Genomic DNA, 13,646 nt, shown 5'->3' on the forward strand with positions numbered 1-13,646 from the left:
CCGGCCCGCAGGGCCCTCGCGGCGCGGGCCGACCGTGCACCGGCCACGGTCAACGGCTTCCCCGAACGCGCGGCGCGGGATGCCCGCCGTTCGGCTCCACCGCGCCGCTCGTGCCGGCGACCAGCCGGCGTCCGGCGGCCTGCAGGGCCCTGAACTGCGGGGACCACGAGGCCCGTCCCTCGACGTACGGGCGGCGTCACCGGACCGTCTCCGGGACAGCCGGACCGGCGGTGCTGGGGGTCAGGTGCCCCATGACGATCCGGCGAGCCGCCGTGCCGGCCCGGTGGACCGCGTGCTGGTCATCGGGTCTGTTCTTGCAGGTATTCGGTGAGGGCCATGCCCGGCCGGAACGTGGCCACGCCGTCAGCGGCCTGGAAGCTTCCGAAGCTTCCGAGGGTGACGGACTCCCGGGCCTTGAGCGCCTCGGCGATGGTCCCCGCCCGCTCGACGGTGCCGAAGAGCAGGTCGAGGACCCGGCTGATGTCGTCCGCGGTGAGCTGCTGACCGTCCGGGCCGTCGGCGGCACGGCGAGCGGTCATCTCGGTGAGCTGCGACTTGTCCACGTAAACGTTTCCCTCGCGTCCTGATGACAGTGCTTCGATGCTTCCACCATCGCGGCAGGCTGCTCCGGCCGCATCTCTTGACGCCCGCCTCGTCGCGAGGCCGGACCCCTCCGCCGGACCACGGCAGTGCGGAAGCACCGGAATCACCCGTCAGGCGGCCGACGACCCGACGAGACGGGGAACGAACCGGACGCCGGTCGGGCAGGCGCCGGCCCGTGGCCGACGGGGGCGCGGCGCACGGGGACGCTGTAGCCGTCGTCCGGTTGCCTTCGCCGGGGCGTCGGGCGTCAGCGGTCGGTTCTGTGCCAGGGGGGGCCAGGCAGGCCGAGCGGGGCGGCCGGGCCGGTGGCGATGACGTGGACGCAGGTGCCCGGTTCCGCTGCCGCGTGCAGCCCGGCGTCGCCACGAACACGATCGCGGCCGGCACTTCCCGCTCACCGTGGTGACGCCGGCCACCGCCCTGCGGGCGGGCCGGCGCCTCCGGAACCATCCGCTCAACGATCCCCGCCCCCGCAGGCTGTCGAACGAACCAAACGGGACGACCTGTCGGCCTGGAAACGCTCATTCGTCGCCTTCGCTCCACCTTGGTGGGTGAAGGCGGTCACCAGGGCCGCCGACGGGCCGGACAGGATGGGCGATCCGCTCGTCGACGAGAAGCGGCCGCGGTCGTCGAGTCCCGTCGCCCCGTACTCGGGGACGTCCGGGGGATCGGTAGCCTGCTGCCTGACCAGGCCGACCGGAGCCGAGCCGGAACTCCCCGGATCTCCGGAGCGGGGCGAGTACGGGCGAGACCGGCAGGCGTACGCGAACACCGAGGTGAGAGATGCCGTTCACCACCCGCCCCACCCTCCAGGGCACCTTCGGCATGGTGTCCTCCACCCACTGGCTGGCCTCGCAGTCGGCGATGGCCGTCCTGGAGGACGGCGGCAACGCCTATGACGCGGCCGTCGCCGGAGCCTTCGTGCTGCACGTCGTCGAGCCGCACCTCAACGGACCGGCCGGGGAGGTGCCGATCCTCCTCGCCCCGGCCGGCGGCGAGGTGCGGGTGCTGTGCGGGCAGGGTGTCGCGCCGGCCGGGGCGAGTGCCGCCCACTACAGGGGGCTCGGTCTCGACCTCGTGCCCGGCACCGGGCCGCTCGCCGCCGCCGTCCCCGGCGCCTTCGACGCCTGGATGCTCCTGCTGCGCGACCACGGCACCAAGTCCCTCGCCGACGTCCTGAAGTACGCCATCGGCTACGCCGAACACGGGCACGCGCCCGTGGAGAACGTCGGCGCGACCGTCGAGACCGTACGGGAGCTGTTCGAGACGGAGTGGACCTCGTCGGCGGAGGTGTACCTGCCCGGCGGCCGGGCGCCGCGCCCCGGTGAGCTCTTCCGCAACCCCGCCCTCGCCGCCACCTGGAAGCGGCTGCTGGCCGAGGCCGCCGGGGCGGGGGACCGGGAGGCGCAGATCGACGCCGCGCGGGAGGTGTGGCGGACCGGATTCATCGCCGAGGCCCTGGTCCGGCAGGCCGCCCGCCCCACCCTGGACACCAGCGGCGAGCACCACACCGGCACGCTGACGGCCGCCGACCTCGCCGCCTGGTCCGCGACCTACGAGACCCCGGTGACGTACGGCTTCGACGGCTGGACCGTGTGCAAGGCAGGGCCCTGGAGCCAGGGCCCGGTCCTGCTCCAGCAGCTCGCCCTGCTCCCGCCGGAACTGCCCCCCTACGGCTCCGCCGACTACGTCCACCTGCTGATCGAGGGCTGCAAGCTCGCCATGGCCGACCGCGAGGCCTGGTACGGCGACGCGGCCGAGGTGCCGCTCGACGACCTGCTGTCGGCGGAGTACAACGCCGAGCGGCGGACCGCGATCGGCCCCCGCGCCTCCCACGACCTGCGGCCCGGCAGCCCCGGCGGACGCACTCCGCGGCTGAGCGCCCACGCGCGCGTGGTGGCCGCCGACGAGCCCGGCTTCGGTCCGGCGGGTGTCGGCGAGCCGACGGTCGCCAAGCTGCCGACGTCCCCCGTGCCGGGCGAACCGGCCGTCTCCGGCGACGGCTCCACCCGCGGCGACACCTGTCACCTCGACATCGTGGACCGCTGGGGCAACATGATCGCGGCCACGCCCAGCGGCGGCTGGCTCCAGTCCAATCCCGTCGTCCCCGAGCTGGGCTTCCCGCTGGGCACCCGGCTCCAGATGACCTGGCTGGAGGAGGGCCTGCCCAATACGCTCACCCCGGGCCGCCGCCCCCGGACGACCCTCACGCCGTCCCTCGCCCTGCGCGAGGGGGTGCCGGTCATGGCGTTCGGCACGCCGGGCGGCGACCAGCAGGACCAGTGGCAGCTGCACTTCTTCCTCGCGGTCGCGCTGCGCGGGCAGGTGCGCGGCGGCCTCGACCTCCAGGGCGCGATCGACGCACCGAACTGGCACAACGACAGCTTCCCCGGCTCCTTCTACCCGCGCGGCACGCGCCCCGGCAGCGTCACCGTCGAGTCCCGCACGGACCCCGCGGTGGTGGAGGAACTGCGGCGCCGCGGCCACGACGTGACGGTCGGCGGCGCCTGGTCGGAGGGCCGGCTGTGCGCGGTCGCCCGGGATCCGGCCACGGGTGTCCTCTCGGCGGCGGCGAACCCGCGCGGCATGCAGGGCTACGCGGTGGGCCGCTGACCCCACACACCCACGGCCCGGTGATCCGTGTTCACGCCGGTTCCACCCGGAGCACACCTGGCGGGTGGGGGCCGTCAGCGGCGCGTGGTCTCATGGAAGCATGATCAAGGACAGCGGAACCATCGATGAGTTTCTCGCCCGGCACGCCTCTGACGTGGAGGAATCCATTCGTGAGGCCGCCGCGCAGGAGATCATGCCGCGCTGGCGCCGACTCGCCGAACACGAGGTGGACCTGAAGACCGGCCCGCACGACCTCGTGACCGACGCCGACCGCAAGGCGGAGCTGTACCTCACGGAGGCACTCGTCGCCCTGCTGCCCGGCTCGGTCGTGGTGGGCGAGGAGGCCGTGCACGCCAACCCGGCATCGTACGAGGCGATCCGGGGCGAGGCACCGGTCTGGATCGTCGACCCCGTCGACGGCACCCGGCAGTTCGTGCACGGCGACACCGGATTCTGCACCCTGGTCGCCCTCGCCCGGCGCGGAGTCCTGTACGCCTCCTGGACCTTCGCCCCCGCCCGCCACCAACTCGCCACGGCCGTACGGGGGAAGGGCGCGTACCTCGACGGCGAGCGGCTCCACTCGGGCTCCCCGGAGCCCGGCCGTGACCTGCGCGTGGCCACCTCCCACCCGGACTACACCACGAACGAACAGAAGCGCGCCCTGCTCGGCCTGTGGACCGAGGGTGTGGCACCCCGTTCCTGCGGCTCGGCCGGACTCGAGTACCTGGCCGTCGCCCGCGGCGAGTCGGACGCCACGGCCTTCTCCTGGGAAGCCGCCTGGGACCACGCGGCCGGCCTGCTCCTCGTCGAGGAGGCGGGCGGCACCCACCTGACCCGCGCGGGCGAGCCCTTCCGCATCACGGGCGGCAACACCCTCCCCTTCACCGCGGCCCGCGACGCGGCCACGGCACGCCGGGTGGCGGGGCTGCTGTCGGACGGATCCTGATCTCCCGGCGCCGGCGCCCCGGCATATCCTGATCCTCCAGTGGCCGTCGGCTGACGAAGGAGTCCGAAGGTGCCGTCGATGCTCGATGCGGTCGTGGTGGGTGCGGGGCCGAACGGACTGACCGCCGCCGTGGAGCTGGCCCGGCGAGGCTTCTCGGTGGCCCTGTTCGAGGCCAGGGACACCGTGGGCGGCGGCGCCCGCACCGAGGAGCTCACCCTGCCCGGCTTCCGGCACGACCCGTGCTCCGCCGCGCACCCCCTCGGCATCAACTCACCCGCGTTCCGCGCCCTCCCGCTGGAGCGCTACGGCCTGGAATGGCTGCACGCGCAGCTCCCCATGGCGCACCCCTTCCCGGACGGCACGGCGGCCGTGCTGTCCCGGTCGGTCGGCGAGACGGCCGCCTCCTTCGGCCCGCGGGACGCCGGCCCGTACCGCCGCCTCGTCGCACCCTTCCTGCCCCGGTGGGACACCCTGGCCCGCGACTTCATGTCCCTGCCGCTGACCGCGCTGCCCCGCGACCCGGTCACCCTCGCCCGCTTCGGCCTGGCCGGGCTGCCGCCGTCGACCTGGCTCATGCGCCGCTTCCGCGACGAGAGGGCCAGGACCCTGTTCGCGGGGCTCGTCGCCCATGTGATGGCCCCCCTCGGCGGCCTCGCCACCGGCGCCGTCGGCCTCGTCTTCGCCCTCGCCGCGCACGCCCGCGGCTGGCCCGTCGCCCGGGGCGGCTCCCAGGCCATCTCCGACGCCCTCGCCGCGTACCTGAAGGACCTCGGCGGCAGCGTCCACACCGACTACGAGGTCAAGCGCCTCGACGACCTGCCGCCCGCCCGCGCCTACGTCTTCGACACCTCGCCCACCGCCCTGGCCCGCATCGCCGGCTTCGGCGGCCACTACGCGCGCTACCGGTACGGCCCCGGCGTCTTCAAGATCGACTACGCGCTGGACGGCCCGGTGCCGTGGACCGCGCCCGAGGCCCGCGTCGCCGGAACCGTGCAGATCGGCGCGGACAGCGGCGAGATCGGCACCGCCCTGCGCGCCGCCTCCCGGGAGGGCCGGGCCCCCGACGCGCCGTTCCTCATCACCGTGCAGCCCGGCGTCGCCGACCCCACCCGGGCACCGGCGGGCAAGCACGTCTTCTGGGCCTACGGCCACGTCCCGAACGGCTGGACCGGCGACCTCACCGACGCCATCGAGCGCCAGCTGGAGCGCTACGCGCCCGGGTTCCGCGACCGCGTCCTGGCCCGCGCCACCGCGGGGCCGCCGGAACTCGCCACCCGCAACGCCAACTACGTCGGCGGTGACATCGCCACCGGCGCGGCCTCCGGCCTCCAGCTCCTGCTGCGCCCCAGACTGTCCCTGTTCCCGTACGCCACCCCGCACCCGGCCGTCTTCCTCTGCTCCTCGGCCACCCCGCCCGGTCCCGGGGTGCACGGCATGTCGGGACACAACGCGGCGAAGGCCGTCTGGAGGAGGCTGCGGCAGACATGACCACCACGATCACGCTCGTCCGGGGAGACATCACCCGCCAGAGCGCCGACGCGATCGTCAACGCGGCCAATTCCTCCCTGCTCGGCGGAGGCGGCGTCGACGGCGCCATCCACCGGCGCGGCGGCCCCGCGATCCTGGCCGAGTGCCGCAAGCTCCGCGCAGGTCACTACGGCAAGGGCCTGCCGACCGGCCGGGCGGTCGCCACCACCGCGGGCGACCTGGACGCGCGCTGGGTGATCCACACGGTGGGCCCGGTGCACAGCACGACCGAGGACCGCTCCGACCTCCTCGCCTCCTGCTACCGGGAGTCCCTGCGGGTCGCCGACGAACTGGGCGCCCGCACGGTCGCCTTCCCCGCCATCTCCACCGGCGTCTACCGCTGGCCGCTGGAGGACGCCGCGCGCATCGCCGTGAAGACGGTACGGGCCGCGCGGACGGCGGTCGAGGAGGTGAGGTTCGTGCTCTTCGACGACCGGGCCCACGAGGCCTTCGCCGCACAGGCCGGCTGACCCCCGTACGGTGCCGGAGCACATGTCCGGCCCGGGTCTCCCCACTCGTGGCCGCCGTCGCGCCGGTCCCCGTGTCCGCCTGGCCGCCTCGCGGGCTCAGAGGTCCGGGGTGTCCCGGGTGAGCCGGCGCAGGCCGGTGCGCAACAGCGCGCCGTCGACGGAGGCCACGCCCCTGAGGGCGCGCACCGGCCCGCGAACGACCTACGGGACCCCGTTGCGCGGGACCGTGGCCCGGATCGGCGCGACCTGACCCACACCTTCGACCGGCCCCTCCCGGTGACCGCGTCCGTCCTGTCCGCGGTGACGGCCACGGCGGTCGGCCACGCGCTCGCCGTGCTGGTGGCCCGGCGCCCGCTCGGGTGCGCGATCAGTGTGCGCGCCCCGGTCCGCCGGTGCTGACACGGCGGACGGGCAGCCGCTCGCGGCGGCCGGTGCGGGCCGTGGGCCCACCCATGGGGAAACGGCCCATAGGATGACGGCGCCAACCAAGGGGGGAGAGGACATGACAAGCGGACGGCTCCGGCATCTGCGTGCGGCCGCGGTGAACATCGACGGTGTGATGCTGAACGACACCTTCAGCCCGGTGATCCACCACTTCATCGTCAGCCGGGGCGGTGTCTACACGGCGGAGCTGGAACGGCGGATCTTCTCGCAGCGGCAGGCCGAGGCCGCGCAGGTGATCGCCGAGGCGGCGGGCGTCGACTGGTCGCCGGAGAAGGTCCTGGAGGTGTACTTCCGCGAAAGGGCCGAGTACCTGGAACGCCACCCGGTGCGGATCCTCGACGGAGCGGTCGCCATGGTCGGACTGCTCCGCTCGTCGGGACTGCGGACGGTCTGCTACGGCGGCCTCGACCGCTCCCACTTCGACAGCGCCCTGGGCGGACACGCCGGACTCTTCGACGACCCGGGGTACGTCTGCACCGACGCCCGCCGCCCCGGGATCCACGAGATCATCACGGAGACGTTCGGACTCCGGCCCGACCAGGTGCTCGTCATCGACGACGTGGCACGGGTCGCGGAGACGGCCCGCGGACTCGGGGCTCCCTTCATCGGCAACCCCAGCGACTTCGAGCACGGCTTCCAGCGGGAGGCGATGCGCGAGGTGGGCGCGCGGCATCTGGTGCGGTCGCCGGCCGAGATCGGGGAGGACCTGCTGCGCACGCTGGACGCCGAGGCCGCGACGGGGACCTGCTGGCGCAACTGACGGCCGAAGTTCCGTACGCCGTCGACTGGTTGACGGTCGGATCCCCATTCACGAGCGGTCGGACTGCGCTATGAATCGAGCATGACAACACAAGGAAGTGGGCTCCTTGCGGACAAGGTGGCCCTGATAACGGGTGCGAGCAGCGGGATCGGTGCCGCTGCCGCACGGGTCTTCGCGCGCGAAGGCGCCTCCGTGCTGCTCGTCGCCCGACGGGAGAGGCAACTGGCCGATCTGGCCGACGCGTTGCAGGAGGACGGGTACAAGGCGCGGTACGCGGTCGCCGACGTGGCGCGCAGTGACGAGGTCGCGGAGGCGGTGCGGGCCGCGGTCGAGCACTTCGGGCGACTGGACGTGGCCTTCAACAACGCCGGGTACGGCGTGGAGCAGACGCCCCTGCACCTGATGGACGACCAGGTCTACGACCGGATCATGGACACGAACGTCCGCGGCGTCTGGAACTGCCTGCGCCACGAGATCACCGCGATGCTGGAGACGGGCGGCGGCGCCATCGTCAACACCAGCAGCGTGGGCGGTCTGGTGGCGACGCCGGTCGCGGCGCCCTACGTCACGTCCAAGCACGCGGTGGTCGGTCTGACGCGGGCGGCGGCGGCGGAGTACGCCGCCCAGGGGATCCGGGTCAACGCGGTGGCTCCCGGGACGACGCGCAGCGAGATGGTGACCGAGTGGTTCCGGAACAACCCCGCCGTGGAGCCGACGCTCCACCGGCTGACGCCGCAGGCGCGGACGGCGGAGCCCGGGGAGATCGCCGAGGCGGCGGCCTGGCTCTGCAGTGACCGCGCCTCGTTCGCCACCGGTGTGATCCTGCCGGTGGACGGCGGGTTCACGATCCTGTGACCGGACGGCGAACGGGGTTCCGCGCCGTGCGGGACCCCGTTCGCCGTGTTCGTTCGCCGCACCCTGCCGGCCCGTGCGTCACATCCGCACGGCCGGGGCCTGCGCGGTGGGGAGCGCGAGGGTGAGGGTGCTGGTGAACGCGGTCCGACCGTCCTGCTCGGCCCTCACGGACACGACCTTGACCGCCGGATCGGCCGAGTCGTGCTCCTCCGCCTCGATCAGGCAGGGGGAGTCGAACTCCACGTACCGCTCGAAGGAGTTCTCGGTCGCGATCGCCGTGCTGCCGGGAGCGAGGAGGCGCGTGACCTGCCGGGCGGCCTCCAGCAGCACCATCCCGGGGATGTGGTCGTTGGGGTGCTCGAAGAGGATGGGGTGACGCCGGTCGGCCCGGAGCAGCCAGCGGCGCGGGGCGTCGCCGGGGGAGAGCACGACGTCCGGGGCGTACCGGCGGTCGACCAGCACGGGCTCGACCGGCTCGGCCAGCGGCGCCTCGGCGTCCGGTCCCGGCGTCAGCCGCTCGCCACGGATCCGGCGGTAGATCTCCGGCCGGAGCATGGTGGCCTTCGCCAGCCCCGAGCCCACCGGCCGGCCGTCGCGCAGGATGTCGACGTCGAACTCCACCCCGGTCAGCCGCCCGCCCCGGCAGAGCTTCGCGCAGGTGACGGACAGCGACAGTTCGGCCGGCGTTCCGAGGACCTCCAACTGCGCCGGATCGCAGGCGTACCGAAGGCTGTTCAGGATGAAGTGGTTGTTCAGCGGAACGCCGTACTCGGCGTGCGACACCAAGGTGCCGACCTGGCGGATGGTCTCCGCGACCAGCGTCGAGTCGTAGTGCAGCCCGCACGGGGACGTGAAGTAACTGTGCGTGCGCGGCCACTGTGCGGAGGCGACGAAGCGGGAGTCGTCCAGGCGCCGCCATCCGGTCAGCAGTACCTCGGCCACGGCGGCGCGGTGGACGTACTCCTTGGGCACCGTGGTGGTGAACCGCGGGTGCTGCCGCTGTGCCGGGATGAACACGTTCGGGAAAGAGCCGTGGAGCTGGTGGAACGTGGAAAGCGGGACTTTCGGTTCCACATCGAGCGAGAGCAACGATTCGGACATTTCCCCCCCAAAGGAGATTCGAACCCCTGTCGGCTGGTCGCTACAATACAGGTCAGCCGGTTTTTTTTGTACCGGCTGGCATCGACGGCTTGATAAGTTGACGTACCGACCGGTCCGGCCTCCGCTCCGGCCGTGACGGCGTGATCACAGGGACAGGAGAAACCGCATGGCACAACAGGCACGGGCAGTGGAGACGAGGCGGCTCATCCTGCAGGGCGCGGCGATGGTCTTCGACGAGATGGGCTACGACGCGGCGTCGATCAAGGAGATCCTGTCCAGAGTGCCGGTGACCAAGGGCGCCCTGTACTTCCACTTCCCGTCCAAGGAGGACCTGGCGCGCGGGGTCCTGGAGGAGCAGACCCTCCACCGGCCCACGCCGCCCCAGGTGTCCAAGCTGCAGGAGGTGGTGGACCTCACGATGAACGTCGCCCACGCGCTGCCCAACGACGCGATGCTGCGCGCCGGGAGCCGCCTGGCGCTGGAGCGCGGGTCCGTCGACTTCGCGTCGCACAGCCCCTTCCTGGCCTGGGCCAAGGTCTGCGAGGAACTGCTGGAGCAGGCCAAGCGCGACGGCGAGGTGCTGCCGCACGTCAACTGCCGCGAGACGGCGGAGCTGATCGTCGGATCCTTCACCGGGATCCAGGCCTTCTCCCAGGTCAGCTCAGGTCTGATGGATCTGGAGAAGCGCGTGTCGGCGATGTGGAAGCACATGCTGCCGTCCGTCGCCGTCCCGGCCGCGCTGGCCCGGCTGGACACCGGCCCCGACCGGGGCGCGCGACTCCAGGAGTCCAGCGCCGACCTGGCGGAACAGCCCCACTAGGACCCGTCCGGCGGATCCTGCCGGAGACGCGGGGCCGGCACGCCCTTCCCGGGCTCTTCGAGCGGGGCCCCGGCGGCGCCGCCGCCCTCCTCCGGCCTCCGGCATGCGGCCGGACGTTCCCCCGCGCCCGCGCGGGGGCGCTCCCCCTCGCCCCCGCTCACCCGTGCCGGCGGGGCGCCGCCGGTCTCCTCCGGCGCGGTCCGCCGGACCGCCCCTAGCGCGCGGGGCCCTCGGCCACTCGGACCAGCCGGGCGAGCCCGCCGACCTCCGCCGCCCCGCCCTCCCGTGGCCCGACGACGCCGACGGCCGTCGCGGGGCGGGGAGCGCCGCCCCCGGCGGGGCGGAAGCGGCCGAGCTGCTCCGCGGGCACGAGAGCGGGCAGGAGGGCGTCCCACACCCCGGCGACGACCGGCGCGGTCAGCCAGCCCCGGTCCTGGCGGGAGAGCATCTCGATGCCGGCCGTGGTCGCCGCGAGCATGCGGGCGGCCTGTCCCAGGTCCAGGCCGGGCAGCAGCTCACCCCGGCGGTCGGAGCGGGCGAGCAGGAGCGCCACGGCCCGCTCCCAGCTCGGATACGGACTGGGGTACCGGTCCTCGCCCGGCCAGTGGTCGTCGCAGAGCCGCAGGCCCGCCCGGAACACGACGTCGTGGTGGATCCGGTGGGCCAGGCCGTGGGTCATGTCGATCAGTGCCTGCAGCATCGGTCCTCCGGGCGACCTGGCCGCCCGGACGATGCCGCGCCAGTCCGCGCCCGACTGTGCGGCGACGGCCTCGGCCAGCTTCTCCTTCGAGCTGAAGTGGAAGTACAGGGCCCCTTTGGAGACCTCGGCCGTCTCCACGATGTCGCTCAGGCTGGTCGCCGCGAAGCCCGTCGTGTCGAAGCACACGGCTGCGGCCCGGACGACCAACTCGCGAGTGCGCTCGGCTCGTTCTTGACGTGACATGGCTTCTCCCTCGTCGCGGCGGTCTCGGGTCGGCGGCAGGTGCGAATCGCTCGGGTCCGACCGGGTCCCGCTGCGGACATCGTCGGACCGGAGCCCGAGTGTGCCGACGAATGACACCCTAACAAACCAACCAAGCGGTATGTTACCTCCTTGTCAGGTCGGTTCCCCGAGATGGCACGACGACGTGACGGAGTATAGAAAACCAACCGTCCGGTATTGTATGGTCCTGTCGACGTCCCGGTGGCGTCCTGTTTGCGTTCCGCGTGCGGCCCCTGCGGTGCCGCCTACGGGGGGTTGTCAGCGATGGCGGCCGGAGGAGATGGAGGGGAGCCATGGAAGACGTGGAGAGGGAAGCCCTGGCGCAGACGTGGGGCGACGTCGCGGACGACTTCGTCACCGAGTTCTGCCGGCGGATGCTGGCCTCGCTCAGACGACGCGACCAGCGGACCAGGGGTGAGTGGTACGTCTCGGGGCTGCTGTCGGTGCCGGGACGCAAGTCCATGCGCGCCCTGGCCGCCGTGGCCGACCACGGCGCCGCCGAGCAGAGTCTGCACCACTTCATCAGCGACTCCTCCTGGGTGTGGGGGCCCGTGCGGCAGGCGCTCGCCCGTCATCTGGACCGGGTGCTGCTGCCGCAGGCATGGGTGATCGACTCCATGGCCATCCCCAAGGCCGGAGCGCACTCCGTCGGGGTCGAGGAGTCCTTCCGCTCCGACCTCGGCCGTGTCGTCAACAGCCAGCAGGCCTACGGCGTCTCCCTGGCCAACGAACAGCTGAGCGCACCCGTCAACTGGGGCCTCAACCTGCCGTCGGAGTGGCTGGAGAACGAGGAGCGGCGGCGGCGGGCCCGGATCCCGGACGACGTCGTGGCCACGAGCGTGGAGACGGGGATCGTGCACACGGCGGCCGAACTCGCCGACACGGCCTGGGGGTTGCGCCGTCGGCCAGTGGTCCTGGACGCCCGCGCCCTGGACTCGCTCGCCCTCGTCGAGCAGTTCACGCGCAGGGGCATTCCGTTCGTCATGCGCGTCGACGGGGCGACCCGCGTGGTCGGCTTCGACCCCGGCCGGCCCGGTTCGGGGGAGCGGCTGTTCCAGGCGCAGCAGTTGGCCGAGCGGGGGAAGAAGCTGTCCAAGCCGGTCAGCTGGGTCGACCCGGAGTACTCGATCACGCGATCGGTCCTGGTGAGCGGCACCCGAGTGACCGTGCCGGCCGTCCGCAGGCCGGGCGTGCCGCCGCTGCCCGGCCGGGCGCTGACGCTCGTCGGCGGCTGGCCGATGCAGAAGGGCCGCTCGCGCGAGCTCTGGCTGTCCAATCTGCCGGAGGTGCCCCCGGCCGCGCTGCTGCGACTGGGGCGGTTGACCCGGCGGGTGAGCAAGGACTTCGCGGAAGTCAGCACACGGGTGGGCATGCGGGACTTCGAAGGGCGCTCCTACGCGGGCTGGCACCGCCACGTGACGCTCTGCTCCGTGGCCCACGCGATCCTGGTGCTCTCCTCGGCGCGCCACCAGCGCCTCGGCGCGTCAGAGGAGCTTTCCGCCTGAGACGGCGGGCTCGGTCTCCCGGGCCGCCCGCCGGACCAGTTCGTCCCGGGCCGCCCTGCGCATCTCCGCGACCGGCACGTCGGTCAGGCCGGTCAGCAGCTCGATCTGCCGCACCGTCTGGTGCAGCAGCACGGACAGGCCGTCGACCACGGTGCTGCCGGCGAAGCCCGCCGCCTTGGCGAGCCGGGTCGGCCAGGCCGAATACACCGCGTCGAGGACGGCGGCCCCGGAGTGGGCGACGGCCGGGGCGAGGGTGTCGGCGGCACCGGCGGGCAGGGTGGAGACCACCACCGCGACGCCCCGGAGCAACCGGTCCAGCTCGCCGAAGTGGCGCAGCTCGACCGAGACGCCCAGCCGGCCGGCCGCCGCCTCGGCCTCTCTGGCGTGATCGCGCTCCCGGACCACCACGACCGGCTCCCTGACGCCGACCTCCCGCAGGGCGGCCAGCGCGGAGCAGGCCGCGGCCCCGCCGCCCAGCACCACGGCGGATCCCGGCGCCCTGAGTCCGGCTTGGTGGAAGGCGGTGGTGATGCCGTGCACTCCGGTGTGGTCGCCGAAGCTCCGGCCGTGCCGAAAGACCACCGTGTCCGCCCCGCCCACGTCCAGGGCCAGGTCCGACACCTCGTCGACCAGCGGCAGGACGGCCCGCTTCAGCGGCACGGCCAGACAGAGCCCGGCCCAGTCGTCGCCGAGCGAGTCGAACAGCGCGGGCAGCGTGGGTTCGTCGCACTCGATCGCCTCGTAGCTCCGGTCCAGCCCCATGGCCGCGTAGGCGGCACGATGCAGCGTGGGTGCCAGGGAGTGGCCGATCGGCGATCCGAGGACCGCCGCACGGGTGCCCCCGCCGCCCCCGGGCGCCGGGCGGCCCGCGGATGTCTGATCTGTACGCATGGGTCGGGGACGCTCCTTCTGCATCGGAGAATGGATTTCGGATATCGGAACAGCTTAGAAGCGGGACGGGCCGGACAGAGAGCCGAGTTGACATAGATTCGTCGCACATCAGGCACCGGGCCGCTTTTT

Annotated in this window: 12 protein-coding genes; 8 read left to right on the top strand and 4 right to left on the bottom strand. The window is 73.2% G+C overall.

Going from position 1 to position 13,646, the window contains the following annotated elements:
• Positions 1–299: 299 nt before the first annotated feature.
• The gene (locus tag RIM90_RS26120) at positions 300–563 is read right to left on the bottom strand and encodes a hypothetical protein (protein WP_309063206.1); all 264 of its coding nucleotides are present in this window, start codon (positions 561–563) and stop codon (positions 300–302) included.
• Positions 564–1,386: 823 nt separating this feature from the next.
• On the opposite strand from RIM90_RS26120, the gene RIM90_RS26130 reads away from it, so the two are divergent.
• From RIM90_RS26130 to RIM90_RS26155, 6 genes are all read left to right on the top strand, one after another.
• Positions 1,387–3,216, top strand: coding sequence for a gamma-glutamyltransferase (locus tag RIM90_RS26130; RefSeq protein ID WP_309063207.1), 1,830 nt, complete (start codon positions 1,387–1,389; stop codon positions 3,214–3,216).
• Positions 3,217–3,316: 100 nt separating this feature from the next.
• Positions 3,317–4,162 carry an inositol monophosphatase family protein gene (locus tag RIM90_RS26135; protein WP_309063208.1) on the top strand — a complete coding sequence of 282 codons (846 nt, stop codon included), beginning with the start codon at positions 3,317–3,319 and terminating at the stop codon, positions 4,160–4,162.
• Positions 4,163–4,240: 78 nt separating this feature from the next.
• Positions 4,241–5,650 carry an NAD(P)/FAD-dependent oxidoreductase gene (locus RIM90_RS26140; protein ID WP_309063209.1) on the top strand — a complete coding sequence of 470 codons (1,410 nt, stop codon included), beginning with the start codon at positions 4,241–4,243 and terminating at the stop codon, positions 5,648–5,650.
• Entirely contained in the window at positions 5,647–6,159 is a 513-nt protein-coding gene (locus RIM90_RS26145) for an O-acetyl-ADP-ribose deacetylase (RefSeq protein WP_309063210.1), read from the top strand. The genes RIM90_RS26140 and RIM90_RS26145 overlap by 4 nt, the downstream gene beginning before the upstream one ends.
• Before the next feature lie 502 nt (positions 6,160–6,661).
• Complete coding sequence (locus RIM90_RS26150; RefSeq protein ID WP_309063211.1) at positions 6,662–7,363, top strand: HAD family phosphatase; 702 nt, start codon at positions 6,662–6,664, stop codon at positions 7,361–7,363.
• A gap of 81 nt (positions 7,364–7,444) precedes the next feature.
• Positions 7,445–8,218: a glucose 1-dehydrogenase gene (locus tag RIM90_RS26155; RefSeq protein WP_309063212.1), complete on the top strand. Its 774-nt coding sequence runs from the start codon at positions 7,445–7,447 to the stop codon at positions 8,216–8,218.
• Positions 8,219–8,296: 78 nt separating this feature from the next.
• Here the strand turns inward: RIM90_RS26155 and RIM90_RS26160 are convergent, their stop codons facing one another.
• The gene (locus RIM90_RS26160) at positions 8,297–9,235 is read right to left on the bottom strand and encodes a ScbA/BarX family gamma-butyrolactone biosynthesis protein (protein WP_309063213.1); all 939 of its coding nucleotides are present in this window, start codon (positions 9,233–9,235) and stop codon (positions 8,297–8,299) included.
• A gap of 250 nt (positions 9,236–9,485) precedes the next feature.
• On the opposite strand from RIM90_RS26160, the gene RIM90_RS26165 reads away from it, so the two are divergent.
• Complete coding sequence (locus tag RIM90_RS26165) at positions 9,486–10,139, top strand: ScbR family autoregulator-binding transcription factor (protein WP_309063214.1); 654 nt, start codon at positions 9,486–9,488, stop codon at positions 10,137–10,139.
• A 214-nt stretch (positions 10,140–10,353) separates the two neighbouring features.
• Here RIM90_RS26165 and RIM90_RS26170 read toward each other — a convergent pair whose 3' ends face one another.
• Positions 10,354–11,082, bottom strand: a complete 729-nt coding sequence (locus RIM90_RS26170) for a ScbR family autoregulator-binding transcription factor (RefSeq protein ID WP_309063215.1) — start codon at positions 11,080–11,082, stop codon at positions 10,354–10,356.
• 332 nt (positions 11,083–11,414) lie between these two features.
• On the opposite strand from RIM90_RS26170, the gene RIM90_RS26175 reads away from it, so the two are divergent.
• The gene (locus RIM90_RS26175; protein WP_309063216.1) at positions 11,415–12,626 is read left to right on the top strand and encodes a transposase; all 1,212 of its coding nucleotides are present in this window, start codon (positions 11,415–11,417) and stop codon (positions 12,624–12,626) included.
• Here the strand turns inward: RIM90_RS26175 and RIM90_RS26180 are convergent.
• The gene (locus RIM90_RS26180) at positions 12,606–13,517 is read right to left on the bottom strand and encodes a shikimate dehydrogenase (RefSeq protein WP_309063217.1); all 912 of its coding nucleotides are present in this window, start codon (positions 13,515–13,517) and stop codon (positions 12,606–12,608) included. The genes RIM90_RS26175 and RIM90_RS26180 overlap by 21 nt on opposite strands.
• Between the last annotated feature and the right edge of the window lie 129 nt (positions 13,518–13,646).

Source organism: Streptomyces sp., from assembly GCF_031181555.1.
GTDB lineage: Bacteria > Actinomycetota > Actinomycetes > Streptomycetales > Streptomycetaceae > Streptomyces > Streptomyces fimbriatus.

Excerpts from the sequence above, each read along its gene's own strand:
- RIM90_RS26130 (WP_309063207.1), top strand. The coding sequence starts at position 1,387 with ATGCCGTTCACCACCCGCCCCACCCTCCAGGGCACCTTCGGCATGGTG.
- RIM90_RS26175 (WP_309063216.1), top strand. The coding sequence starts at position 11,415 with ATGGAAGACGTGGAGAGGGAAGCCCTGGCGCAGACGTGGGGCGACGTC.
- RIM90_RS26180 (WP_309063217.1), bottom strand. The coding sequence starts at position 13,517 with ATGCGTACAGATCAGACATCCGCGGGCCGCCCGGCGCCCGGGGGCGGC.
- RIM90_RS26165 (WP_309063214.1), top strand. The coding sequence starts at position 9,486 with ATGGCACAACAGGCACGGGCAGTGGAGACGAGGCGGCTCATCCTGCAG.
- RIM90_RS26150 (WP_309063211.1), top strand. The coding sequence starts at position 6,662 with ATGACAAGCGGACGGCTCCGGCATCTGCGTGCGGCCGCGGTGAACATC.
- RIM90_RS26155 (WP_309063212.1), top strand. The coding sequence starts at position 7,445 with ATGACAACACAAGGAAGTGGGCTCCTTGCGGACAAGGTGGCCCTGATA.
- RIM90_RS26145 (WP_309063210.1), top strand. The coding sequence starts at position 5,647 with ATGACCACCACGATCACGCTCGTCCGGGGAGACATCACCCGCCAGAGC.
- RIM90_RS26135 (WP_309063208.1), top strand. The coding sequence starts at position 3,317 with ATGATCAAGGACAGCGGAACCATCGATGAGTTTCTCGCCCGGCACGCC.
- RIM90_RS26140 (WP_309063209.1), top strand. The coding sequence starts at position 4,241 with ATGCTCGATGCGGTCGTGGTGGGTGCGGGGCCGAACGGACTGACCGCC.
- RIM90_RS26170 (WP_309063215.1), bottom strand. The coding sequence starts at position 11,082 with ATGTCACGTCAAGAACGAGCCGAGCGCACTCGCGAGTTGGTCGTCCGG.